Origin of the sequence: Collinsella intestinalis DSM 13280, from assembly GCF_000156175.1 — a bacterium.
GTDB classification, from domain to species: Bacteria; Actinomycetota; Coriobacteriia; order Coriobacteriales; family Coriobacteriaceae; genus Collinsella; species Collinsella intestinalis.
This window is the reverse complement of record NZ_GG692710.1, coordinates 1276875-1301155: the sequence shown is the minus strand read 5'-3', so window position 1 is coordinate 1301155 and position 24281 is coordinate 1276875. Positions and strand designations below refer to the sequence as shown.

The window sequence follows — 24281 nt, the reverse complement described above, 5'->3', positions numbered from 1 at the left end:
CGTTCTGTAAACTGGTTAAGGAAAAAGTTGAACGGGGCCTGACTAAGTCAGACCTTACACAACTGTTCTTGAAAAGTACATCACTGCTGACACCTTCTAAATGGTGTCTCCACTTGTTCCGTCTCTTCGCGGTATCCGGTTCTCAAGGTACCCGCCGCGGGTCTTCCGAGCTCGTTCGCTCTCGGCCACCCGCGCGGCGAAGAGATATATTGCCAGAGTCCCGCCGCCTCGCAAAGGGTTATTTGCGTATCCATATTTTGCACATATCTTACAATCGTTGACCGTCTTCTTACACTACATATAGTGTTCTTAAGACGCTCACCGCCCTATTAGTACCGATTGCCGAAGAGGACAGCACCTCTTGGACCATTTGATTTATTTAGAACTCGTATTTGGAGGCCACTTCTGCCGCTGCGTATTAACCTCAACCTCACCTCAATAAGTCTGAACATGACACCTTCTTGAGGGCAAGTGGACTCACAAGAACGATCGAAGCATTGCGGACCGCAGTATGGCTCATCGCCACCCGCGATATCTACTTTATACATGCCCGCGGTATCTACCTATATATGTACGTATACACATGGGGCTCGCTTCAGCTTGCTATCAAAATGCCGTTCTTCCTCGACATGACAGCCTGGGCAAGTTGCTTTCCTTCAGAAGGCGCAATGTTTTGGGATGCCGATGCGGGAGGATTGGGGCAAAGTTGAGCTTTTTCGTATTCAGATCGGTACTTGGTAAGTAGCGTCGCTTTGCGACCTTTCGTCACCTGCTGTTTTGCCTGCGGCAACACCCTTTGTACTTGGCCTTTTCGAAAACGCATACGAAAAAGCTCAACGAGCCTCACTCGCCGCTGGTTCGCTACGCGCCGCGGATTCGCCATGGGTTTGCTTCATTGTTGGTTAGCTATCGTTTGCCTTAACCCATGTAAAAAAAGCCGGAGCATATGCCCCGGCTCTCTAAGTCTATGTGGTGGAGGTTAGGGGGATCGAACCCCTGACCTCAGGCTTGCAAAGCCCGCGCTCTCCCAGCTGAGCTAAACCCCCACGTAGTAATAAACACCCCAGCGGCGACTCGGCTCTCGCTGGGGTGTTTATTGCGAAAGAAGTGGTGGACCTGACAAGGTTCGAACTTGTGACCTCCCGGTTATCAGCCGGACGCTCTGACCAACTGAGCTACAGGTCCAACGCGGGGATTAATATAGCCCACAGGGGGAAGCCTCGTCAACAACTTTTTTCAAATTACTTTCGAAAGATGAGACGATAGATGGCCGAGCCCACACTCCAAGCAATGAACACGCAGGTAATAGCTGGTATGTAGCCGGATGCGTCGAGAAGCAAATCGAGCTTGTCGAAGTGTCTCGCGGGCACAAATAGCTTGTGATACTGATCTGCAAAGGAAACGCCCGCGCAAGCCATCACGCCAAGAACGTACATGAGCCACGTCCGCCAGATGCGGATGTGTCCGCGCGGGCTACGGCGATGGGCCCAGCCCGACATCCACGCCAACACGTTGAGCGCAACAACGCCGCCCATCAACGCGAATTCCACCACGTGCGCCTGCTGTCGGACCGAGAGGCCGTGATTGGAGAACTTAACCGAGAGCAACAGGATATGGGCGGCCGTCCACTTGATTGGATTCTCCTCAAAGGTGGGAAGCTGGCCGGATTGAACCAGATAGGCACCGTATTCGGCAAACGAACCGGCCTCCGAAGATAGTGCCAGGCTATCTGACGCCGACTGCTCCGTGAGATAGTAGATGGTCATCGCGCCAAAGACGAGAAGGCCCAGGCAAAGAAGGCGTGCAATCCAACGGAGCGCGGATGCGCCGCGACGAGGCTGCGCAGTCGCAGGCTGCTGAGATGCATCCCGCCGGGATGATTGACGAGCTTGGCGATCGGGTTTTGCCGGCGAGGGATCGTAGGTGTCGGGGTCGTACGGCGATACAGAATACGCGTACGGCTGCCGCCCGCGCTGCGGATACGCCGCAGGCACCGTGGAAGGATCCTGCTGCGGGGCGGCGGGGCGGCGCATCTGCACCGTTGGGACATCCTGAACGATACGAGGCTGCGGAGCGGTGCTCCCCGGCGAAGCGGGCAGATAGCCATCAGTCGGCGCGTTTCCATAGTCAAACGGGTAATCGTCATTGGGCATGTTGACCCCCTTCCAATTGCCATCATTTTCCTACGCTTTTATGCCGAACGCGGAAACTGAACGGAATGGGCATGAGAGGGGGCGGTGCCCGGCGTTGCCCTTAGGCAACCTGCTGATACTCATAACTCCGTTCATACAAGGCCTCAGGCGCGATATCAACCTCGCCATCGCACCATGTAAGGATTCCGAACTCGACCTTAAAGTCCTGCACAACCGCCTCATCTTCCAACGGCTTAAACACAGGCATGTGGAGCAGACGGGTCACATCGAACAGGCGCACTTCCCCCGTGGAGAAAGTAACGAGAATAATCGAGTTGCCCACATAGCGAGCAGATGCCACCTCGATCCCCTCAACGGGCTCTCCCGCATATGCAATTCCATCCACAACGTACATGGACCCCCCTTATGCAAGCGGCGAAATCTTGTCGAACGGCATGCCCGCAACGGCGTGGTTCCAGGCCCTGTACAGCTCATCCTCATGAAGAGCAAGCCAGCCGGAAACCATGCGAAGCTGCTTGGCGGGCAGAGAGCCAGCGAGCAATTCACCGTCTATGGCAACGGATGCCTTGTACTCTCCGTAATAAACGTGAACGTGTGGCTTGTGATGCTTTTCATCATCCATGTAAATCATCTTGATAACGATTCCAAAAAAGCGACTTAGCTCCGGCATGCAATCTCCTTTCCGTTAATCTCAGGATACCCAAAGAATGTGACGCCCATTGGACTGCACAAATGTCCACTCCGGACACCACTGGGCAACGCGTGCATCAGACAAGACGCACTCTCATCAGTCACAATATCAGTCACACCGCTCACAATATCAGTCTCAACTTGAGAGTGACACTGTGATGTGCCCGACACCACGGAAACGCGCTCGCCATCTCTTCGATTTCCTGGTGCGGGTAAACCCCTGATAGCAAGAAGCGCTTCTAAAAGAAAGAAATCGCCATTTTTTTCTTTTAGAAGCTATTTTTTTCCATTAGATGAAAGAGCACTTCCCATCTTTCATGTCCATCTCGATCGCGCGCCAGTGCTCAGCCGCGATCCGCACTGCCGAAGAAGACGATTGACGCCTTTCAGACCAGCATGAGGGTGGTGTCATCTCGGAGGGCTACGGTGACGGCGGTGTCTGCGGCGGTGTAGACCAGAGGGCCCGCAATCGCGATCGCTCCGAGGGGCGGGGAATACGAACGATTCGCGAACGTGGCGTCAGGCCGAAAACTACTCCTTGAAGTACATGAAAGCGCTGCCCTCTTTACGGCGGCGACCTCTCCCTTCTCAAATAGCGCCTTAAGCCTCTTCTGGGCGGTTCTTTTCGAAATGCCTGGGAGCATCGCCATCACATCACCGACACCAAGCTCCGCCCCGGTCGATTCAAAGCACCTCAAGACGTCATTCTCACCATGCCTGATGCGTTGTTCGTCCTCAGAGGAGCCAGAGGCAATGTCTTGGTGCGGCTCGATAGGCAGAATCAAAAGCGCCCCTGACGGACCATGGGATTCACTGATCGTTGGCGAAGCATTAAAGAAGTCGCCCCACACAGACCAGATCATCTCCATGCCGCTACCGGCCCTATCCGCTGAAAGAGCATTTTGAAAGCTCGGAGTTAAAGCATTCAGAGCGGCCAAAGCACGCGCATGTCGACAGCCGGAAATGTAGCGAGTACGACCCTGCCCATGCCAAGCCTATCCAGTAAAATCAGCCGACAACTGATATGGATAGTCGGCAACGTTGGGCTCCTCGAACTTGATTCCACCACATCCCTGTGCACGCTTAATCAGATTTTTGTCAAACGTCTGGAAGACAAGCTCATCGTCTTCACCAACCATCACTTCGCAAAACTGCAATGCAGACCCAACGTGAATCGCATCCTTTGGATCGACGTTGTAATCCCATACAGCACACCGGGCCATCGAAGCAGTCTCACGATCTACATTGATGAGCAGCACGCCGTTGTCTGGACTAAAACAGTTCTCAAGATCCTGTCGCTGTTTGCGATCAAAAACCGAAAGCTCACCTTTTTCCTTAATTCTGCATTTCACCACTTCGACCATGGTAAATACAGATGTAACCAACTTCGCTTCACCGCGCCCAACAGCCTGAACCACACCATTACGCGCATCACGGCCGTATTCTTCATCTTTCAAATAGCCGATAAAGCAATTTGAATCCCAGTAGATGTATTTCATCGCTAGGCCTCCAAAATGCCGCGCAGAGAGGAAAGGCTAGGCAGCTTTTCGGGCAGCACGACAATCTTGCGCGCGTCAATAGACACAATAGTACCATCGGACCTATAGGTTAAGATGCCAGACACCGTAGCGCGACGTTTAAAAGAAGACCGAATATCATCAAGCATCCTGTCTTGAAACTTTCCTTTGATATACCTGCCGGTCCCCTCGTCTATCATTCCGAATTTATTGCCACGCTTCGAATTAAGGGTACAAATCGCACCTGTGACAGAACCAACAACCTGATAATCCCGCGGCTCGTCGACGACTTCAAACGCACGGTAAACAGGAACCTCTTTCACAGAGCAGCCGCCGTTAATTACTTTAATATGTGCTCTAGCAGAACCTTCATCTCCCGCATCCAGAGCGGATGCGAGCTTAAGGTACCCATCCCTAGCCTTCTTAGGACACACAGCAACATCTCGACCGCTTGCCAAGCGATCAACAAATCCAGATATCACCTCAAAACAGGGCCCAAGATCATACTCTTCCTCAGTGACCAGTTCCGCGTTGAAGATCATCGATCCGCGCTCAACAGAAAAGAGCCACCTCGCAAACGGGGCAGCATCGTCCGAAAGGGCCTGAATCATTTCCGCGAAAGAGTCGACGCACTTTTTGAAGGAATCCAAATCCAGCTGCTCATCATCAATGTGCAAGCGAACTGTCTTACTATCACTATGCACGGTGCACCTCCTGTTAAACGAACAGTTTAACAGGAGGTGCACCGTGCTCCCTCGTAATCAGCAATCCAATTATCGACTCATCGGAATTTCCAATGAGCAACATACACCCTCTCTAGCCACATCGAGGAGTTCAGGCGACCCGGACTCGGGAATATCTTCGTGGCTAAGTAAGTGCCTGTCGCCCAAATGCTTCTCCTCGTCGGGCGATTGAGAACACGCCAAGACGATGGGTCCTTTCGCAATGACGGCTTCGCGCTGCAGTAACGGCAATTCCACATGACATACCGCTCGCCGAACGCATTGCTTTGATTAGCTAAACCGTTTTAGTCACATCATAATTATCAAGGTTTTTGCTCTTGCTATACGCATTCTCGATATATCTTGACGGGTTCGCAAGAAAATCGTCTTCGGAAATAAAACTAATATAGGAGCCGGTTAGACGGTCAACACTTTTACAATTCTCGCATGCGTAAACTATTGGGGTTTGATTCATGCGGTTCTCTTTAATGATGTCGGGAACCTTGTCCAAATCATATGACAGGGTGTTACAACCATCATCCTGCAAGTTTGAGGTCTTTATCCATGAATACGAGCCGTTGACCTTCTTTATCACTGCTACAATCCCATTTGCATGGGAATGCAAGTCACCTCGTTTTTGCTCCTTCAGGGAATATTCGATTTCCCAAGGAATCCACTCGCTATCCAACATGTCCGGAGAAAGCACAACGATAGTCACGGATGTGCCGTAGATCATATCCTTGAGCTTCTTCTTGATTGTCTCGGTTTTCAAGTCAGCAAGATTCGGGGAATCCGAGGTCTCACCCCGGTAGTAAGATGCATCGTACCCTAAAGATTCGATAATCCTATCGCGAACGCCACGAGCATCGCTGAATTTGTAGGATATAAAAGTCTTGCGAGCCATTTGCCCCTCCTTAAATCCATCTATTAAACAAGCAAAAGAACGGAGAGTCCGATATTCAGAAAACCCAACGAAAGATAGAACCCACCAACAGAGCAACTGAACAACGCGTCAACAACCCTAGAGCGCTCCACATGGGAAGCGGCGGGCGGCGCCATATCAAATAGTTCGATTGCACGTTTGTTATCAACTACCTCAGCATATCGAACGCGATACCTCCTTTCGAGAGAAAGGTAATATGCATCAATCATCGCAAACAGCAGAGCTGAGAGAAGAATGGCAAGGAAGGAAAAATGCACTTCGGCCACGGTGAGCTCCGCCTGCTGTAAAAGCGCCAAAAGCGCCAGCAAAAACGCACCGCATCCACCCTTGAAAGCACAGGAATAACTCGCCATGCGGCCTATGCAGCCTTGAATCATGCCCAGATAAAAGCGCAGGTCCTCGGAAACACAGATCTCAGGGTCTTCCAAAATCACCATGGTCTTCCCCATCTTCGTGAAACGCCAAAACTGATAAGAAATGGCTAAACTCGTCGGAGCAAACCCCTCGTTTAGCCCTATCGGCAATGTCAATAAAGCCGTCACTCTGACGACTGACCACGATTACGGCGAGACGCGCCCTGAATCCGCCAAGGCCACGGGTAGTCTCGGCATCATAGAACACGACGTCTGCCAATATCGGGGAGGGTCGTGCATCGCCACAAGACACCTCTTACCTTCACTTTTTATGATACTCCGAATGAAACTCACCCGGACACCGCAATCCACCCCTCATAGCAAGAAGGCGTATAGAAATGGGGGACGTGTTCGAGCCTGGCCCAGGCGAATCGCAAGAGCATCACCATGCCGTCAAAAGAGCCTAAGACCGACTCGCAGCGAGCGTAGCCCTGATGAGTCTCACTCGATAACGTACCCCCTACGTTGAATTGCTCGTTGACTGCCGAGGCTCAGCGGCATCGACCGCAGAACGGTATGGAGCGAAGGCGGGATTCGTGGCGCTTTATGGGACCCACGTCGAAAGGCAAGGAGACAACCTACGATGTGTTTCTGAAGATGCGGTCGGCATAGTCAGCGGCGGGATCCCACTCACAGGGTTATAAGGGCGGGCAGGGCATGTTCGCCCGCAACGGCGACACCAGGGAGCAACCCATACTCGACACACCAAAGCGTCTCGAATATCAAACCGACCATCTCGAGAAGGAACGATAATCAGGCAACACCCATGCGCGCCGCGCTGCCGCGGTACTACCCACACGACAAGCCTTCACCATATACGGCTTGTCGTCAGCCTCGTGACTCGAGGGCCTCGGGCGGAAGCCAATCTCGCTGCAGCCCCCTCGATCACGACTAGGACCTCATGCTGATGAGCAGTGAAGTTTCCCGCAAAACGTCAATTGCCTCGATATGAATCCGATTGCGAACGTTGAGACGGTCGCCGCGGCAACGCGGGACGCTCACCGCAGATTAGGCTCATCACCTGACACAGAACGAATTCCTTCACGAGCTGACTAGGGACCGGTTCTATCCGAGCGGATGGAAACTGTGGCCCGAGAGCTACAAGTTCGCATTCAAGTGTGCACGAGCACGTCCATCGACTCTTTTGACGAGCCGTAGGTGTTGCTCAGACGGTGCAGGTTCGGCGTCACGAGGCGCCCGAGCCGGGGGGGGTCGGAGAGCCAACGCCAAACGACCCGAACGTTGGGTCGGAGCCATTGCTATTACCGCTGCAAGACTGCCCGAACCTTTCCGACCAGCATGAGGGCCGTCTCGTCTCGGAGGGCAACTGCAACGGCGATATCTACGGCACCGTATGCCAACAGGCCCGCAATCGCGATCGCTCCGGGACCGGCGGAGAACGCGGTCGCGGACAACCATGCGCAACCCGCGGACACCGCGACGGCGACCGCGTTGGACGCCGCCATGCGCGCCAGGTCGCGCGGACGCACGAAAGACGAGAGCACGTCGCGGGCGCACCAGAGCTCGATGCACAGGACGGTAGCCTCGGTGGCCAAAAGCGCAACGCCCGCGCCCACCGCCCCGAACGGGCCGTCCAACAGCAGGTTGAGCGCCACGCTCACCGGGTCCGCCGCGATGCTCGACATTGCCATCTGCCTCTCGCGGCCCAGCGGGGACAGAATGCACATCGCCACGAAGTAGCTGACGCACGACATGAGGCTCACCGCGCCGATAATCCGCGCCGGCAAACGCCTCGCCGGACACGAACAGGACCACGGGTTCGGCGAACACCAGCAGGTAGCACATCACCGCCAGGCAGATGTTCATCGTGAAACCAAAGCCCGTGCGCACCAACCTGCGAAACCCCGCTACGCCGTCAGCCATTTGGTCGTGCGCTATCCGGGTAACGAACCCCCGTCACCGCACCGACCACACTGCATTGCACATATTCGATCTTCACCGCGAGCTGATGCAGCCCAACCTGGTAATTCCTATGCGACAACACGCCAAACATCGTGCTGTTGAACGCGAGATACACCGATTGCCCGAGCGCCAAACACCATGAGCGGTCTGATGTGACGACGGACATCCAGCTTGCCAACGCTCTTGAGATCGAGCGGCTTGTGGAGACGAATCAGGTTGAACAGGTTGTTTCCACAGGTGACGAACGCAAGGATCGCACCGTATACCAGATAGTCACCTGGACGGCGGACGGACAGATGAGCTTGGCACCATGGAATGTTGTATTTAACCGGTCTTTTTTATGCCAACGCGAACCCTTCTCTCCAGTCCGTCCCAAGCAAGACAGAAAACGATAACCGCCAGTAAGGTTAAACACATTTGCATTTCAACCGAAATTGATGGAGCTACCTTGCGGACAAGCATGAATATCAATTGATGACTCATGAAAAAAGGCAGGAGATAATGAGCGATACGAGTAAAGGGCCTTGATCCGAGCAACTGAGACAAACCACCCCTTTCCGCTGAAAACTGGACAAGACTGACAAGAAGCAGCACTACGTAATATCCACGCAGCCAAGTCGAATCGAACTTACAGACGCACCACACCACTATTAAAGCAATCAGCACTTCCCAAATCGTCCAAGATAGAATGCCGTGACAGAAACGGGGACGCTCGCAAGCAACCTCATGACCATCCCTATATTCGGAGATAATTGAGCCAGCATAGTAGGCGCTGGCAAATTCGAGCATTCTGATAAATGGATTTGCATGGAAACTCAACGTGAGCAAACCTGGATTCTCTACTGAAACAAATTCTATATATACCCTGAGCGAAAGAAATCCAATTACCAGCAAAACGAGCGGATAATACCGAAATCGCGCCCTCACGATCTTCGATATGTATGCGAGCATCGGCATCATTGCATAGCAAAATATGAGTGCTGACAGAAACCATGAGACACCATTAAAGGAGAACATAAGCTTGGGGCTCCATGCTTGCGTCAAAGTTAGATTTAACAAGACGGAGAACAGCGGCGCCGAATTTAAACTTGTCCAAGCAGCTTTCATGACAAACGATGTCAAAAACATGGCGATATGCAACGGGTAAAACATAACCAATTTCCTTTTTAGGATACTGGCCTGCTCTGCAACCGTACAATCAAATTCATCCCGATGTCGATAACCCTCCAACAATCCCGAGACCAGAAAAAACAGCTCACAGCATCGAGCCCCCAAATCGGGAAGTTGAACACCGAGAAACGCGCGCGGAGGGTATGTGTGCCAAACGAAAACGCCAATCATCGCAAGCACACGTACTCCATCGAATACACAGATTCTATCCATTCGCTCCGTCATTCTTACGCTGCACTCCATCTCATTATCCCGAAGCGATTTCAAACAGGAATCATCCAGCATCCGACATGAACCTCTTGCACATTTCTATGGAATCCTCCTTTGACATCGTTCATCTTTCCTTATCTAGAGACAGCCTTTGATCAAGGCGCAATCCAAGACTGGATGAAACGAAGGTAGAAGCGACCTTATCCCAAACCCATATCAAAAATGTTGTATACAGCAGATTTGTTAGCTGAAAATCAAAGGCAGAATGCATAGAAATCATCAGCAGGATTAAGCTTATCCACCTGTCACTTTCATACCGCATCGCTATCCAGAAAGCCAACAGGACAAGCAACAAGGTCACATAGCCCTTTGTAATTAATATGTTAAGGAATGAGCTTTCGACAATGTTGGGGTCGCCTTCTGGGTTCGTCTGTTGTTCCGTTTTATCCCTTTCCCCCATCGCAATCGTTCGGTTCGAAAACTCGATTTCCTGACCGAATGGAGCGGCACCATATTTTATAAGTGACGCGTGGTCTTGAGCTATCCGATTGCTCGTAATCTTGTTAAGCTTCCTCCATGCCTCATTCCCAGGGTCGTATGCCAGAGCTGCGATGAGCAGCAGGATTGTAAAGACGCCGAAAGAACATCGAGAAATCATTGCCAGCAAACGGTCGAGCTTTTCATTTCTCACCATCTTGAATACACAAGAGATAACCAGTGCAATCGCAACCAGTCCGCATGAATTTCTCGAATCAGTAAGAATAAAAATCAAGATATCAATGGAGAACAGCAGCAAGCACTCAGAGCAACGGATACTATCTCTTCTTACAAATAAATACAGGAGGATGATGTTTAAGTACAAGTGACTTAAGTTTGTGCTGTATAAGAACCCAAGGCCATGACGGATCGTCTCGCCCCGGCTAAATAAGTAGTCGGGTACGATGCCGATTACCGAACAAAAAACAATGGCAATCGAACCAACGCCAAGCAAGGCAAGTGAAAGTTGAGCAATCCTATCGAACTGCGTGCAGCGGGAAGCATAGAATATGAGAGCAAGATCAATAAACAGGATGTTGCCAGAATTGACTTTTATAAGTAAGCCGAATGCGCAAAACACCAAAGCGAAAATTGTTTTGCTATCAAATATTCTCAATGATATTGATGATGCGAAAAAACATAGCAGTGAGATGCCGTGCAGGATTGTGTTAACCATAGACCCTTCGGCAAATGAAAACATCGATATCGAAATTAGCTTCCATACTAACCAGACAACATAGCCGATATAGAATAAAAGGCGCGATAAATTCTCTCGATCTAAACTCGCGACATTTACTGCCCTTCCAGTCCCCTTGAAATTTGTCAATTTCATCTATCTCCCCCTCCGGCTTAGGCGGCAAAAGATTTGTTCAAATGAACTGTTTTTCGTTGCAAACCCATAAATAAAAAAACAAATAGAGAAAATGACTGCCCCGATAATTACCTCAAGGCCAAGCCCAACCACACTTGACTGCACATAGGCATGCATCACCGGAGAAAGCGTTCGTATCGCAATGAACATAAGCGTGCCCATCGCAACATAAGGAATTGAGTCACGCCAATAGACCAGCAGAGGAAGCTCCCCGCGAACGCAAATTACCTGCACGATCAAAATGCTCACCTCGGCAACAATGGTGCCGATTGCAGCACCCACCGCACCCACGCGTGGAATCAGGAGCACGTTAACAGCAACATTTAGTGCGGCACCCACAATGAGAGAGAGTGTATATTCCCGATCCCTCGAAAGCGGCAACAAATATTGCTTTCCAATCACGTTTGTCATCGATATTACAGGGATAATCACGACGAGAAACGTCATGATGCCAACGCACGGCTCGTACCCTTCACCAAGAAAAACGGGTACGAACTCGGGAGCGACCGCAGAAATGCCAAATGCCAGCGCCATTGATGCGGCGAGCATGATCCAAATCGAGTTTTTAAGCAGCCCGAGCGCCTTCTCCCGCTGCCCCTCCATGAGTAGATAGGACATCCGGGGCATCATGACCACCCCGAGCGCCTGGAGCACGCTAAGCGGCAGGCGAGAAATCCTCTCCGAATATGAGAAGAAGGCGACCTGCTCCTCTGAGGACATCACACCGAGCATGATCTTATCCAGCGTTGTGTAGACCGACACCGCGATAACGGGCACAAACAGGCCGATATTGCCCCTCAGATGGCGCTTAACCTCGCTGGCGGACGGTCGGACATAGTCAACATACCGTCTTACAAAGGGCCAAACGATGATTCCGTTCAGGAAAAAACTGCCCGATATCGCCAAAACATAGAGCCAAAGATCATCCCTCGTCTTCACGAACGCAAAGATGAATACGAGGGAAAGCAGCTTAGTCGCCGTACTACGAATAGTCGGAACCTTGAATTCCTCGCACCCAAACAGCAACCAAGACACATCCATCGCGGCAAAAATCAGCCAAAGCGACCACAGAAGCGTGATGAGCATGCCGCCTTCATGGATAAACACGGCATAGGCGACGTACACGAGGGCGGCCAGACCACCGGAAATCAACTGCGAGGCATAAGCGCCCCAAAACACCTTGGAGCGCAGCCTTCTGTCGTCACCACATTGAGCGATCGCGCGCACCCCGTAGGTCGAGATTCCCAACGTTGCGAACAGAACGAAGTAGTTTGTAATCGATTGCGTGTAGGAAAACACACCGCTCTGCTCCGGACCCAAGACGCGTGCGAGATACGGCGTGGTGACGAGCGGAGTGATGACCTGCAGCAATTGGTAAGCGGAGTTGAAGGCAAAATTCTTTTTCAAGCTTCCCTTACTCATGCGCCGATTCCTCAAGATAGGCGACGAGCCTGGTCATTGCGGTCGGCAAATCAACCCGCGGCTCCCATCCCAATGCGCGCAGCTTCTCGGAACTCAAGAACAGCTTGGCGTCTGCCGCGAAACCGCTTGCATTCGATTCGTCCACGTCGAACACGAGCTTCGCGTCGGGAGTCCCGACGGTATCGATCGCAAGTTGGGCCATTTCCGCAATCGTCATATGACAGGCCTCGTTTGCGACGTTATACGCCTCGCCCTCTTTACCGCGGAGCAAGATGGTAAGCAGCGCGCTCACTGCGTCGGAAGCATAGACGTAATTCGCCTCAGAAAGGCCCTTGGTTTTCAAGCAAACGCGCTCTCCCTTAGAAGCCGCGCGGGAGAAGGCAACCACGGCTCTATTCTCCCCGGGAAGCACGCCAGCGCCGAACGTCTGCGCGAGCCTCGCCACACGCGCGTCGACCCCGAATTCGGCACCGTAGGCAACGCACAGGTTCTCGCAGAGCCTCTTGCTTTCGGGATAGCATGAGCGAACGTTAGAAAGGTCGATGTAGCCGAGCGAACGCTCTGTCGTACGTCCACCGTCGGGCATGGTCCCATATACTTCCATCGATGAAAGATAGAGGAGCACCGCACCCTTTTCCCGCGCAAGCTCGAGCATGGCGCGTGTTCCTTGAATCGAAAGATCAATGACCTCGACGGGTCTCTCCACCATTGTTTTCGACGTCGTTACCGCCGCGCCATGGACAATAAAATCAATAGAGCCGGAATATTCAATCTCATCGGAGGCGAGATCGGCAAAGACCCACTCGATATCGCCGTAAAATCGCCCGAAAATTGAGCGAGCTTTCTCCTGATTCCGAGCAACGGCGACGAGCTCGACATTCAATCCGCCTGTCTCGCGAACATACAGAAGGTATTTGAGCAACAGGGACCCGACAAGTCCCGTAGCACCCGTCACCAGCAATGTTGTGTCGGAAAACGATTCGGCAAGCCCCTTCGGAATCGAACGGAAGTCCTCATCGAGGACCTCGCTCCAAACCACTTCCTGATCCATCTTCTTCATATCTACTCCAGGCCGTAAATCTGCTCATTTTCCCGGGCATTGAGAATCGCCTGCATGGCAAAGAAATCCCCCGGAGTGGTGATTTTCATATTCTCGTCCGGTCCAACCACCGTATGCAAAGCATTCCCCTTTGCCTGCATGAGGCTCGCCGAATCGATAAAGTCATGCCTGCCTTGGGCGCGCGCCCATTCCTGCGCATCGAGCACATCATCGAGCCAAAAGCTCTGGGGCGCCCGAGCAAGCTGGATTGAATCGCGCGGAGGTATCTCCTCGATATCACCCGAATCTCCAACGGACAGTATTGTTTCTTTGGCCCGCACGACAGTAATAGCCGAGCCATACCGCTCAACCGATTCGATGTTGTCGGTGATGGTCTCGGCCTTGATAAGAGGACGCACCCCGTCGTGAATGAGAACCACCGCGTTGGCGTCGCCAGCGACTCGCTTGGCGGCAAGCAACCCTTGGTAAATTGAATCCTGCCCGGTTTCCCCGCCCTCAACGACGGCACTCAACTTCGTTATGCCGAAATCGCGAAGAAGTGACGAGCAATGGTCGATCCAATCCTGCACGCACACGACGACGATTGCATCTATGCTGCTGTGATTTTGAAACAACTCGGCCGTCCGAACGATGATCGGCTTGCCGTGAATTTCCAGAAACTGCTTTGGAACGTCCTTCGAGCGCATACGACTGCCGACGCCTCCGGCAAAAAGCACTGCAATATTCATCATCTATTCCTTCTCTTCATTGCCAAAGCAATGAGTCTCAATTAACTTTGCTACCGTTTCGCATGCATGGCCCTTTTCAAACGACCCTAGCTGAGCGTGGTGAGTCTCCATTGCGGAGCGGAATCCCCGTTCGTCGAACTTGTCAATTGCTGCGATAAGCTCTTCGTTGCTCTCGCAAACCGGAAAACCCCACTCATGGATATCAACATCGAACCCGCGATCAACCTCGTACTTGGCAAGGTCGGGGGCAAACAGAAAGCAAGGGCGATAAGTAAATGAATAATCCCATATCACCGATGAGTAATCCGTGATGACGGCATCGGCCGCAAGTAGAAGCCCCTGCATGTCCGGGTAGTCATCAAGGTCCATGTCGAAAGAACCCTGCTGCCTGCCGGAAAAATAGTGTCCACGCTTAGCCATGACGGCATTGCTGCCGCCCAAACGCTCGAACGCCCGCTTGACCCCCCTGACATCGAGACAAGGGAGGTCATCCCCAAAGTCACGCCACGTGGGAACAAACAGCACAAAGCAATCTGACTCGGCAAGCCCAAGAGCGGTGCGAATCGACCTTCTCCCTATTTCATCGCCGTTCACAAGCCGGTCATTCCGAGGCATCCCGCATTCGAGCAGGTTTCCCGTGAAGCGGTAGTGCCCGCGTGCAACCGTTTGGGAAAAAAAGCTGCTACTCGATATGAAGTAATCGTATTGAGCGAACTGTCTCGACGTGATGAAGCGATTTACTGGGGCGCCTTCATTGAGGGCAGTTCCCACTTTTTTGTAGCAGCCCCCTCCATGCCACGTCTGTATCTTCAACTGGCTCTTTGGGAAAGGAAGCTCATTTGATCTTGGGCTATTCGTAATTAGAACATTGGCTATACAGGCATATTTCAAATGATCCGCCGAGCGAAAGCGAACGACTTCAGTGTCTTCAGAACCATATAAATCTATCCAGTCTGAAGGTCTTTCGGCAACCCAAATATACCTATACTTGCCCGGATATTCTTCTCTGAGAAAGTCATATATCGCCTTGGGATTGCAGTCGAGGCGCTTTCCCAAGAAGCTCTCGAAAAGAACGGTGTTCCCTTCAATCCCAAAGCGCGAACACGCCATTTGGGCAACGTGCGAAATGACCCTTGCTCCACAGTATTTCACTGCACGAGCGCATTGATCAAGCAGTCCGGTGCTACGCATAAAATTCTTCTCAGCCATTAGCCCTCTTCTCGACCAGAGCATAGATCGCAATCTGCAGAGTAGTCGCCCAAGTCGAACTCGTAGACGACGTGCTTCTCACGATTGCCCTCGGAGGGCGGGGTCATGTAGCCCTCCCCATAGAGAGACCTCATATACGAATCGGTGTTCTTGGGCAACGGAACCGTCAGACCACCAAAGCTCCCGTGCGACACGGGAAAGTAATCGCTGCGAGGTCGAAGCTCACCGAAATAGTGCTTGCGGCCCACCGGGACGGTCACGTGGCTGGAACTCTCGTCATGGCAGTGGGAGTTCCAGCGGTCCCATGTCCTCGTCCATGCCTCGACGGAACGGAAGGACAGCAGCTTACCGATGACGATCTTCTTTTTGAACGCGGAGGTCGCCGCGGCGTCTCCCTCGACGAGTGAGAGGTAATCGGCGGCGTACGCGGCGAACCGGCGACACGAATAGGCGAAGCCGAGCGCCATGGAGATGAATCCGTGTGCGTTTCTCAGCAAGGCGTTGGACGGCGCGTTGTCGATGATAAAGATGTCGATGTAGGCGCCGCATTCCTGATTGTCGAAGTCGTCCCGCGTCCTCACCGTAGTGCCCTTAAGGCGAAGCCTCGGGAAGGCAAGGTCGTAACCAGGGGTGCGCTCGCAATCGTGCAGCCAGTACTTTTCTTGGAGTTCGGCTCCATATGCTTCCGCAAAACGCCGGTAGCCCTCACGCGTCATATTGATATCGAGGTCATCATCCCAGGGAATGAATCCCTGGTGCCTCACGGCGCCCAGGCAGCTGCCCCCGCCGAGCGTATACGGGATGCCGTGCCTGGAGCACACGCTGTCTACATCGCGGAGCATCTGCAGAAGCACCCCCTGGAGAGCGCACAGCTTCTCCCCCGTGACCTCAATCAGGCCTTCCGAGTCGACTTGTTTGAAAACATCAAAGGTAGACAGACCCATTAAAAACTCTTCTCATACTTCTTACCGAGGAACTTCGCAGCCAAGAAGCCCTTAATCTTCGAAGGCCAATCGACCGGCTCCGGACTCACCACGGGGAGCTCCGCGTACCCTACCCCGTTGACCTCCAGCCACGGGTCGAGCAGGCGCTCGCTCACACGACCGGGCCACCTCGCCTCGAAGGACGTCATGCCGGACGCGTCGACGCGGCGGGCAAGCTCCTCTAGGACGGGGAACAGCCAGGCGCAGTAGGCGTCGAACAAATCCGCCCTCATGGCGAACATGTTGTAGATATGCGCCGAACGGGATCGCATGAGGCGATCCCACGCTGGGACGTACTCCGGGCACATGTCGGAGAGCACACCGCGACACGCGTCGAACTGCGATCCGTCGAAGGTGTGAGAGTAGTGGTCGTAGACGGTCTCTATGTAATAGTTCCGGCGCTTCGCCAGGACAACCCCTTTGGCCTCGACCAGGGACCTCAGCTCCTCCCCCGTCGCAACACGGTCGAACGGGTCCTCGGCGCGGCGGCGGGCGGGGTCCGGGCTGCCGAGCAGGCGGCGATAGTGGACGAGTCCCTTCACGTCCGCGTCGACGTTCCTCCACAGCCAGTAGAGGCCCGTGAGCTCGGAGTAGCTGGCGTTGAGTGCCGAGATGGACTCTCCCTCGTCGTCGGGCTGGAAACCGGGGCATGCCCCCGGGTTGAGCGCCGCACCGACGTGGACGGGCAGATAGGCCGCGTCCGCGGGCATGCGGTAGGGCTTATGGGCGGCAATGCCGATGACGACGTCTCGATTTAAGGCGATTCTGTCCATCACTGCCCCCTCCCCATAGCCTTAAAAGTTCTGACAAAGATGCGCATATCAAGTGCGAGGCTTGCATGCCTCACGTAGAACAACTCCAGCATCTGCCTGTCGCCGTTCTCCCATGTTGCGTTGTTTCGCTCGGTCACCTGCCACCACCCGGTAATGCCGGGCTTCACCGACAAAAACTCGTCGCGAGCGTTACCAAACTCGTACGTTTCCTCAATCGTTACCGGCCTGGGCCCAATCACAGATAAATCGCCGGTTAGCACGTTGAGAAACTGGGGCAGCTCATCCAAGCTGGTGTTACGCAGGAATCTGCCAATGCGCGTGATACGCGGATCGTCATCGACCTTCTGCTCGCGCTCCCACTGCTCCAACTGCTCGGGAGTCATATAACGCTGGGGGTTTGTATGCGCGTCCGTCACCATGGTGCGGATCTTCCAAATGCGAATCTTCTTGCCATTCAGACCTATACGCTCCTGGCGGAAGAACGGAGCACCCGGAGAATCGAGCACCACGAACAAGCACAGAACCGCGACGGGCAAGGCGAGAACCGCGCAGACCACAGCACTGAACACAATGTCGAACAAGCGCTTTACAAAACGATATCCCGCGCCGCCAGGCTTGGGCGCGGGGACCGTATCGTCAGGCGGCGGGACGCAGAAATCTCCCCGCTTTGCCACGCGGGAGCGAGTGGCTTGTTCTTCACTCATGCCCTCACCCCTCGCTAGATCTCTCGATTCGGCCACTGACCCTTCCCCCTTTGATCAATTCAAGCCCTATTTCTTGGATACAATCTCCAGCCCGACTCGAATCGCTTTATGTCGTCCAAACATGTCCATATCCACCCATGCCAGGCGCTTGTGCCGGTCTATCCGCGTAATCCGTGCCTCGTGACCCTTGAGCGGCCCACGAATCACCATCACGCAATCTCCCTCGATGACGCCCTCGCTCATCTCCATCACATGGGTGTCCACGTTTGTGATGGCGTTAATCCAGGCGACCTCGTCGGCGGTAAGGGGCAAACACGTATCGCCTGCAGATGTGAGCATGCGGGTAAATGCGGGCACGCGCCCGAGGGCCTCGCGGATTTGTTTCGGTGCGCTCGTCCGCACAAACACATAACCTGGAAACAGCTTTTCCAATATGCGATGCCACTGGCCAGACTTTCGATGCGTGACCTCACGCTTGGGGACAAAGCAGTCATCAACAGCCCCTTGCGCAATCTTGGCTATCAGCGCCGCGGCCCTGTCCTCCTGGCCACCGACCACCTGAACTACAAAAACACCCATTGCAGCAACACCATTTCCGTACGGCTGCGCCCGAGCCCGTGAAACCACAAGCTCGAACTGCCATACTGCAGCGATACATATTCAAACCCCCAACCACTCGCAGCAACGCGCTCTCAGCGACGATTACCGGCAATCGGGATATGTGTGAGAAATAGTGTAACTCATAGGGCAGTATTTCCTTTTTTTCCATCCGAGGGGGAAATATGTAACCGCGCGTCCACACATATCGTGCGAAAGCGCAGCTACATGAGCGAGTACAATGTCTGACACCTATATATCAGTGTGGAGGACTTATGCCTGTTGACAACAACATGCCTCACGGCAACCACTTTGCCTCGAATGGACCGCGTCCGGGCAGCGCGGGATCAAGCGCTAACGGCAATCGCCATACGCCTGCTCCGGATACCACCGAGGCTTTTATGATGGCGAGCCGTAGCGGTAGGACCGCCAAACCGGCTCCGGCGCAACCCGTAGCCAACCCCGGCGCGGGGGCGAGCATGGGCGGGCAGAGCTCTTATCATCAGCAAAGTAATACGTACCAGCAGCAGGGCCGCGCATACGCGACCGGCGGCTCACCGTACGGCGCCGCCCAGGCTAGTTCGACCAGAAACGCGTACTCCACCGGTGGCGACTCTGAGCCCAAGAAGGGTAAGGGCAAAATTGTCGCCCTGGTTGTGGGTCTCGTCATCCTCGCCATCGTGGCGTTTGGCGGCACCACGGGCTTTTTCCTTTATAAGGACGCGAAGAATCTTCAGGCACAGGCGGGAACACTGATCTCTGAAGTCAAATCCATGAAGGATTACCTCAAGGAAGGCGAGGGAGAGCAGCTCAACGCCACCGCTGGCACCGTTGCCGAACAGATTTCCTCCATGCGCAAGACCGTGAACGGCCCCGCATGGACCATCGCGAGTTTCATCCCCGTGTACGGCAACGACATCAAGCTCGTGCGCGGCATGATGGAGCAGGCAGATATTCTGGCGCAAGACGCCATGCTGCCGGCATGCGCCCAGCTCGAGGACTTCAAGCTTGGCAACCTACTCACCGACGGCGCCGTGAACATCGAGATGCTCAAGGGACTCATCACCACCATCCAGGACGTCGAGCCCGTTGTGGTCTCCAGCATCGACGCCATCGATGCCCTCCCCGAGCCGCATATTGGCAAGATCAAAAGCCTCATGGACAAGGTCACCGGTCCTATGGACACTGCCAAGGGTGCCCTCAAGCAGGTCAACGGCATTCTGCCGCTGCTCCCCCAGATGCTCGGCGCTGACGGCCCGCGCAATTACCTCATCACCGCGGAGAACAACTCCGAGATCCGCGCGTGCGGCGGCTTTATTGGCTCCCTCGGCGTCATGAACGTGGACAACGGCAAAATCTCCCTCGGAGATTTTGAAGGCACGCTGCGGTCGAGCAACGGCCCCAAGCCTCAGATCACCATCACCGATGAGGAGATGACGCTCTTCCAGCCCTACGAACCCACCATGAACTTCATCTCGGGCGACGCGTATTTCACGCCCGACTTCCCCAAGGGCGCGAGCAACGTGAGCACCCTGTGGTCCCTCGAGCACGGCGGTCAGCACATCGACGGCGTTGTAGCGCTCGACCCCGTGTTTCTGCAGTACCTCCTGCAGCTCTGCGGCGGCGTGACCGCTGCCGACGGTACCGTGGTTGACGGCTCGAACGCCGCCAACGAGCTGCTTTCCGGCTCCTACTGGAGATACCCCGAGGGTGGCGACGCCCAGGATGCCGTGTTCGCGTCCGTTGCCTCCGGCGCCTTCAACCAGCTGCTCGGCGGCCTAGGTGAGGTTGGCTTTACCAACCTCTTCAAGGTTATCAAGCGCGGTGGCGACGAGGGCCGCCTGCTCATGTGGATGGCCAACGAAGCCGAGGAGAACGCCGTGGTCCAGATGGGCTTTGGCGGCACCCTTAACGCCGACCCCACCAAGCCCCAGGCCGGCGTGTTCGTGAACAACTACAGCTACTCCAAGCTCGATTGGTACCTCAACCTCGACGCCGTGAAGGGCGAGGGCGTGAAGAACGCCGACGGCACGGTGTCCTACCCCATGACCGTCACCCTGACCAACGAGATGAGCGCCGCCGACGCAGCCGCACTGCCGGCCTACATCGCCGCGCACAACGGCACGGCCGACGCCCCCACTCAGGAGATGCTCCGCACGCTGCTGTACGCCCCGGCCGGTGGCACCATCACCGACGTTGTTACGAGCTCGGGCAGCATGAAGGAAGCAACGCACAACGGCCTGCAGGTGTACTACCAGGATGTTCGCCTCATGCCTGGCGAGAGCTTCCAGGTCACCTACACCGTCACCGTCTCTGCCGAGGCGGCCGAGGAACTCGACGTCCGCGTGACCCCCACGGCGCAGCATGCGCGCAAGGGCGAGATCGGCGACATCCTGGCTGACGCGGAGTAGCACTGTGATTCGCGTTGATATCGAAAGCATTGTGATGGCCGCCGGTCCCGTGCCCTCCGTTGTTGTGCTGCGCGAGCGCAAGGGCGGAGCCGGGTCGGGCGCGCCGCTGCGCGCACTGTCCATCCAGACGGGAGCGTACGAGGCAGCCGCCATTGGCGGCGGCATGGACTCCGACAAAGCCGCGCCGAGGCCCATCGCGCACGACGTGATGTTGCGCACGGTGCAGGAGCTGGGCGCCAAGATCGAGCGCGTTGAGATCAACCGCTGGGAGGCGCCCGTGTTCTACGCCGATGTGGTGCTGGACCGCGGGGGCGACTCGAGCGCTGAGGGATGCGAGGGCGATGGCGATACTGTTGAGAGCCGCGCTCGCGAGATCAAGATCGACGCGCGCCCGAGCGATGCGCTCGCCCTGGCGGCGCGCTCCAACGCCCCCATCTATGTTGAGGACGAGGTCATGAACCGCGCAGGGAGCATCTCGCTCCAGTCCGACACCGACCCGGACTCCGCAAAAGAGGAGCTCGAGCGTTTCGACGAGTTCGTGCAAGGCTTATCCCCCGATGACTTCTAAGTCTCACTTGGGGACAGGTACAAATTGAGCCGTTTTGCCGGGGCTGGGTTGCCAGCCCCGGTTTTTCTTTGGCGCAAGAGCGGCGGGCAAGGCTACTTGCGAAAGAGATTTCTCACTGCGTAGATAAATCCCGTCAGATAATGGCCGTTCAGCATCGAGACAAAACCCTTCACTGACTCCAAAGGGACGCCGCTCGTGGTAAGAGACCGCAATGGCATGTCGGCCGCCATCTCCTGCATCATCGCCTTTTGATCGCGGTTCATCTTGCTTGCTGGCTCGGCCATGACCCAATCGATGATTCGATATAGACGACGCCCCAACCAGCAGGTACCCATGTCGCTCACAGTCGAATCGATGGTAAACGGTGTGACGGGCGGACGCTCAGGGAGCGGTCGGGCATACAATTCCGCAAACGCCTGGGCGGATTCCAGCTGCGAGAAGCAGCCAGGGATCGGTTGACGATACATCTCGGGAACCTGCGGGCTTGGCATAGGAGCCTGTTCGAACATGAGCTGTTCCTCGGCGATGCTGAGGCGATGCAGCGCTTGCTCCAGATTGAACGCGGACTGACCGTCGGCGACGATGATGGACGCCGTTAGGCGAATATCGCGACTCGATGACGCCACGCGGACCTCGTACTCACCCGGATACACGCGCCAGCGGTGAAGGCTCGCGTCCCATTTCCGGAAGGCGGTCTCATCCAGGTGCAACACCACCTGGCGCTCCCCTCCGGGCTCCAACTCAATCTTGGCGAACCCGGCGAGCCATTGCACTGGGCACGGCGGTGGGACAACCTCCGATGTGGGCGCGATGTACACCTGGGCAACTTCGGCGCCGATGCGGGGACCGATGTTCCGCAACGTGAACGAGACATCGAATTCGAGAGGGCCCTCGGTCGACGCACCCTCGTGCGCTTTCACCTCGAGCCCTTCATACGCGAACTCGGTATACGACTCGCCATGACCGAACGGGAACGCCGGCTCAACGTCCACCGCATCGTAATAGCGATATCCCACGAACGGGCCCTCGCGATAGAAGACCTCGTTGTCCATATCGGGATACGTCGTGCCGAGCGCGGTCTGAGCCGAATCGACGGGCCAGGTCTCCGCAAGCTTGCCACTGGGGTTCACGTCGCCCACCAGCACGTCGACGGCAGCGCCGCCTCCCTGGCATCCGGATAGGTACATGAGCAGAATCGCGGCGGGGTTATCGCACCATGGCATTTCCATGGGCGCGCCGCCCTGCAGGACCACCACCGTGCGCGGGTTTGCAGCGCATATGCGGTCGATGAGCTCACGCATGCCGCGCGGCATGACCATGAGCTTGCGGTCGAACCCCTCGGATTCGTATCGCGCGGGAAGCCCGGCAACCACCACCGCCACATCCGAACGAGCGGCAAGCGTCTCCGCCTCGAGCAGCTGTCTTTCATCCGCATCACCCGTCGTGGGATCGCAGCCGTCGGCATACTCGGCAGCCACGCCGCGCTGCTCGAGGCGATACCAGATGTTGTCGATGATCTTTGGGTTGATGCGCGACGAACCCGAACCCTGATATCGCGGCATGCGGGCGAACGCGCCAATCACCGCGACCTTTGCATCCGGGTTCAGCGGCAGCACGCCATCGTTCTTGAGGAGGACAGCGCTTTGGACCGCTGCCTCGCGAGCCAAATCCGCGTGCGCACGGTAGAATTCCTCGTCCGTGAGAGAGGGGGCGGGGGCGCCGCCGATTGAGCCCTCGGCCTGGCAGGCCTTCACCCTGCGGGCGAGCCGCTCGATCTGCGACGCGGCCTCGCCCACGCGGCTTTCCTCCAGATCCCCCGAGCGAACAGCCTCGACAAGGGCGCGAGCATGGTCCCCGCGCGGTCCGGGCATACACAAATCGAGTCCAGCGCGAACCGACGCCACGCTCGAACTCATGGCGCCCCAGTCGCTGACAACCGCGCCGTCAAAACCCCACTCGCCACGCAGGACCTCGCGCAGCAGCCATTCGTTCTCGGAACAGTAGACGCCGTTCAACTTGTTGTACGCCGTCATCACGCTCCACGGACGGGCGCGGCGCACCACATGCTCGAACGGCGCGAGATACAGCTCGCGCAGCGTCCGCTCATCGACGACGGAGTCGGACACCATGCGTGCATGCTCCTGGCTGTTGGCGGCAAAGTGCTTGAGGCACGCGCCAACGCCGCGGCTTTGGATGCCTCGCACCATTGCCGCGCCGAGCTCGCCCGAAACAACCGGGTCCTCGCTGAAATACTCGAAGTTGCGACCGCACAGTGGGTGGCGTTTGATATTTACCCCTGGGCCGAGAACCACGTCAACGCCCTGCCGACGCGCCTCCTCGCCAATCGCGGCGCCAACACGCTCGACCAGCTCTGGATCGAACGAACAGGCAAGCGCAGAAGCCGTGGGAAAACACGTCGCCGGGCGGCTTTCCGCAATGCCCATGCAATCCTGGGCGCTCTCTTGCTTGCGCAGTCCGTGAGGTCCGTCGGAGAGAAATAGGCTCGGGATGTCCGCACTTGGGGCGGCATGGGTTTTCCAATGCGACTCGCCGGCGAGCAACTGAACCCGCTCTTCGAGCGTGAGCTCGCGAGCACGCGAATGGCCCGCCGACTGGCGATCAGTCAAGTTATCCCGTTGCCCGTCCCACGTCATCGCGCCATCTCCCAAAACTGCTG

The 24281-nt window shown here is 55.5% G+C and carries 22 protein-coding genes and 2 tRNA genes; 2 read left to right on the top strand and 22 right to left on the bottom strand.

Going from position 1 to position 24281, the window contains the following annotated elements:
* Positions 1-970: 970 nt before the first annotated feature.
* The 21 genes from COLINT_RS05880 to loaP all read right to left on the bottom strand — a co-directional run bounded on the left by COLINT_RS05880 (position 971) and on the right by loaP (position 18607).
* A tRNA-Ala gene (locus COLINT_RS05880) sits at positions 971-1046 on the bottom strand.
* A gap of 62 nt (positions 1047-1108) precedes the next feature.
* Positions 1109-1185: transfer RNA gene (locus COLINT_RS05875), tRNA-Ile, on the bottom strand.
* Positions 1186-1241: 56 nt separating this feature from the next.
* Positions 1242-2153, bottom strand: coding sequence for a VanZ family protein (locus tag COLINT_RS05870; RefSeq protein WP_233418352.1), 912 nt, complete (start codon positions 2151-2153; stop codon positions 1242-1244).
* Positions 2154-2253: 100 nt separating this feature from the next.
* On the bottom strand, positions 2254-2547 hold the full coding sequence (locus tag COLINT_RS05865) for a DUF2442 domain-containing protein (RefSeq protein ID WP_006723520.1): 294 nt from the start codon (positions 2545-2547) through the stop codon (positions 2254-2256).
* Between the two features lie 9 nt (positions 2548-2556).
* On the bottom strand, positions 2557-2823 hold the full coding sequence (locus tag COLINT_RS05860; protein WP_006723519.1) for a DUF4160 domain-containing protein: 267 nt from the start codon (positions 2821-2823) through the stop codon (positions 2557-2559).
* Between the two features lie 406 nt (positions 2824-3229).
* On the bottom strand, positions 3230-3712 hold the full coding sequence (locus tag COLINT_RS05855; RefSeq protein WP_006723518.1) for a hypothetical protein: 483 nt from the start codon (positions 3710-3712) through the stop codon (positions 3230-3232).
* A gap of 126 nt (positions 3713-3838) precedes the next feature.
* Positions 3839-4342: a type II toxin-antitoxin system VapC family toxin gene (locus tag COLINT_RS05850; RefSeq protein ID WP_006723517.1), complete on the bottom strand. Its 504-nt coding sequence runs from the start codon at positions 4340-4342 to the stop codon at positions 3839-3841.
* A gap of 2 nt (positions 4343-4344) precedes the next feature.
* Entirely contained in the window at positions 4345-5064 is a 720-nt protein-coding gene (locus tag COLINT_RS05845; RefSeq protein ID WP_039910406.1) for a hypothetical protein, read from the bottom strand.
* Positions 5065-5377: 313 nt separating this feature from the next.
* Entirely contained in the window at positions 5378-5986 is a 609-nt protein-coding gene (locus COLINT_RS05840) for a TIR domain-containing protein (RefSeq protein ID WP_006723515.1), read from the bottom strand.
* Between the two features lie 23 nt (positions 5987-6009).
* On the bottom strand, positions 6010-6474 hold the full coding sequence (locus tag COLINT_RS05835) for a hypothetical protein (protein ID WP_006723514.1): 465 nt from the start codon (positions 6472-6474) through the stop codon (positions 6010-6012).
* 1226 nt (positions 6475-7700) lie between these two features.
* On the bottom strand, positions 7701-8153 hold the full coding sequence (locus COLINT_RS05830) for a polysaccharide biosynthesis C-terminal domain-containing protein (RefSeq protein WP_039910404.1): 453 nt from the start codon (positions 8151-8153) through the stop codon (positions 7701-7703).
* Between the two features lie 532 nt (positions 8154-8685).
* Entirely contained in the window at positions 8686-9744 is a 1059-nt protein-coding gene (locus tag COLINT_RS05825; RefSeq protein ID WP_267878533.1) for an acyltransferase family protein, read from the bottom strand.
* 121 nt (positions 9745-9865) lie between these two features.
* The gene (locus COLINT_RS05820; protein WP_006723509.1) at positions 9866-11110 is read right to left on the bottom strand and encodes a hypothetical protein; all 1245 of its coding nucleotides are present in this window, start codon (positions 11108-11110) and stop codon (positions 9866-9868) included.
* A complete protein-coding gene (locus tag COLINT_RS05815; RefSeq protein WP_006723508.1) occupies positions 11111-12571 on the bottom strand; it encodes a flippase in 1461 nt (486 codons plus the stop codon). It abuts the gene before it with no gap.
* Positions 12564-13631 carry an NAD-dependent epimerase/dehydratase family protein gene (locus tag COLINT_RS05810; RefSeq protein WP_006723507.1) on the bottom strand — a complete coding sequence of 356 codons (1068 nt, stop codon included), beginning with the start codon at positions 13629-13631 and terminating at the stop codon, positions 12564-12566. The genes COLINT_RS05815 and COLINT_RS05810 overlap by 8 nt, the downstream gene beginning before the upstream one ends.
* Before the next feature lie 2 nt (positions 13632-13633).
* Positions 13634-14359: an IspD/TarI family cytidylyltransferase gene (locus COLINT_RS05805; protein WP_084743360.1), complete on the bottom strand. Its 726-nt coding sequence runs from the start codon at positions 14357-14359 to the stop codon at positions 13634-13636.
* Positions 14360-14362: 3 nt separating this feature from the next.
* Positions 14363-15568 carry a CDP-glycerol glycerophosphotransferase family protein gene (locus tag COLINT_RS05800; protein ID WP_006723505.1) on the bottom strand — a complete coding sequence of 402 codons (1206 nt, stop codon included), beginning with the start codon at positions 15566-15568 and terminating at the stop codon, positions 14363-14365.
* Positions 15568-16512, bottom strand: coding sequence for a LicD family protein (locus tag COLINT_RS05795; protein WP_006723504.1), 945 nt, complete (start codon positions 16510-16512; stop codon positions 15568-15570). Before COLINT_RS05795 ends, COLINT_RS05800 begins: the two co-directional genes overlap by 1 nt.
* A complete protein-coding gene (locus tag COLINT_RS05790) occupies positions 16512-17324 on the bottom strand; it encodes a DUF4422 domain-containing protein (protein WP_006723503.1) in 813 nt (270 codons plus the stop codon). Before COLINT_RS05790 ends, COLINT_RS05795 begins: the two co-directional genes overlap by 1 nt.
* Positions 17324-18028, bottom strand: a complete 705-nt coding sequence (locus tag COLINT_RS05785) for a sugar transferase (RefSeq protein ID WP_006723502.1) — start codon at positions 18026-18028, stop codon at positions 17324-17326. The genes COLINT_RS05790 and COLINT_RS05785 overlap by 1 nt, the downstream gene beginning before the upstream one ends.
* 66 nt (positions 18029-18094) lie before the next feature.
* Entirely contained in the window at positions 18095-18607 is a 513-nt protein-coding gene (loaP, locus tag COLINT_RS05780) for an antiterminator LoaP (protein ID WP_006723501.1), read from the bottom strand.
* A gap of 293 nt (positions 18608-18900) precedes the next feature.
* Here loaP and COLINT_RS05775 point away from each other — a divergent pair, with 293 nt between their 5' ends.
* Together COLINT_RS05775 and COLINT_RS05770 are read left to right on the top strand one after the other, a co-directional pair.
* Complete coding sequence (locus COLINT_RS05775) at positions 18901-21036, top strand: DUF4012 domain-containing protein (protein ID WP_084743344.1); 2136 nt, start codon at positions 18901-18903, stop codon at positions 21034-21036.
* Between the two features lie 4 nt (positions 21037-21040).
* The gene (locus COLINT_RS05770) at positions 21041-21604 is read left to right on the top strand and encodes a bifunctional nuclease family protein (RefSeq protein WP_006723499.1); all 564 of its coding nucleotides are present in this window, start codon (positions 21041-21043) and stop codon (positions 21602-21604) included.
* Positions 21605-21696: 92 nt separating this feature from the next.
* Here the strand turns inward: COLINT_RS05770 and COLINT_RS05765 are convergent, their stop codons facing one another.
* Positions 21697-24231 carry a glycoside hydrolase family 3 C-terminal domain-containing protein gene (locus COLINT_RS05765; protein ID WP_233418351.1) on the bottom strand — a complete coding sequence of 845 codons (2535 nt, stop codon included), beginning with the start codon at positions 24229-24231 and terminating at the stop codon, positions 21697-21699.
* Positions 24232-24281 lie beyond the last annotated feature (50 nt).

Bases quoted from the DNA above. Each gene is read 5' to 3' on its own strand.
- COLINT_RS05805 (WP_084743360.1), bottom strand. From the start codon at position 14,359: ATGAATATTGCAGTGCTTTTTGCCGGAGGCGTCGGCAGTCGTATGCGC.
- loaP (WP_006723501.1), bottom strand. From the start codon at position 18,607: ATGGGTGTTTTTGTAGTTCAGGTGGTCGGTGGCCAGGAGGACAGGGCC.
- COLINT_RS05775 (WP_084743344.1), top strand. From the start codon at position 18,901: ATGCCTGTTGACAACAACATGCCTCACGGCAACCACTTTGCCTCGAAT.
- COLINT_RS05865 (WP_006723520.1), bottom strand. From the start codon at position 2,547: ATGTACGTTGTGGATGGAATTGCATATGCGGGAGAGCCCGTTGAGGGG.
- COLINT_RS05830 (WP_039910404.1), bottom strand. From the start codon at position 8,153: ATGTCGTGCGTCAGCTACTTCGTGGCGATGTGCATTCTGTCCCCGCTG.
- COLINT_RS05800 (WP_006723505.1), bottom strand. From the start codon at position 15,568: ATGGCTGAGAAGAATTTTATGCGTAGCACCGGACTGCTTGATCAATGC.
- COLINT_RS05825 (WP_267878533.1), bottom strand. From the start codon at position 9,744: ATGGATAGAATCTGTGTATTCGATGGAGTACGTGTGCTTGCGATGATT.
- COLINT_RS05785 (WP_006723502.1), bottom strand. From the start codon at position 18,028: ATGAGTGAAGAACAAGCCACTCGCTCCCGCGTGGCAAAGCGGGGAGAT.
- COLINT_RS05795 (WP_006723504.1), bottom strand. From the start codon at position 16,512: ATGGGTCTGTCTACCTTTGATGTTTTCAAACAAGTCGACTCGGAAGGC.
- COLINT_RS05860 (WP_006723519.1), bottom strand. From the start codon at position 2,823: ATGCCGGAGCTAAGTCGCTTTTTTGGAATCGTTATCAAGATGATTTAC.
- COLINT_RS05840 (WP_006723515.1), bottom strand. From the start codon at position 5,986: ATGGCTCGCAAGACTTTTATATCCTACAAATTCAGCGATGCTCGTGGC.
- COLINT_RS05815 (WP_006723508.1), bottom strand. From the start codon at position 12,571: ATGAGTAAGGGAAGCTTGAAAAAGAATTTTGCCTTCAACTCCGCTTAC.
- COLINT_RS05810 (WP_006723507.1), bottom strand. From the start codon at position 13,631: ATGAAGAAGATGGATCAGGAAGTGGTTTGGAGCGAGGTCCTCGATGAG.
- COLINT_RS05870 (WP_233418352.1), bottom strand. From the start codon at position 2,153: ATGCCCAATGACGATTACCCGTTTGACTATGGAAACGCGCCGACTGAT.
- COLINT_RS05835 (WP_006723514.1), bottom strand. From the start codon at position 6,474: ATGGGGAAGACCATGGTGATTTTGGAAGACCCTGAGATCTGTGTTTCC.
- COLINT_RS05820 (WP_006723509.1), bottom strand. From the start codon at position 11,110: ATGAAATTGACAAATTTCAAGGGGACTGGAAGGGCAGTAAATGTCGCG.
- COLINT_RS05850 (WP_006723517.1), bottom strand. From the start codon at position 4,342: ATGAAATACATCTACTGGGATTCAAATTGCTTTATCGGCTATTTGAAA.
- COLINT_RS05855 (WP_006723518.1), bottom strand. From the start codon at position 3,712: ATGGAGATGATCTGGTCTGTGTGGGGCGACTTCTTTAATGCTTCGCCA.
- COLINT_RS05790 (WP_006723503.1), bottom strand. From the start codon at position 17,324: ATGGACAGAATCGCCTTAAATCGAGACGTCGTCATCGGCATTGCCGCC.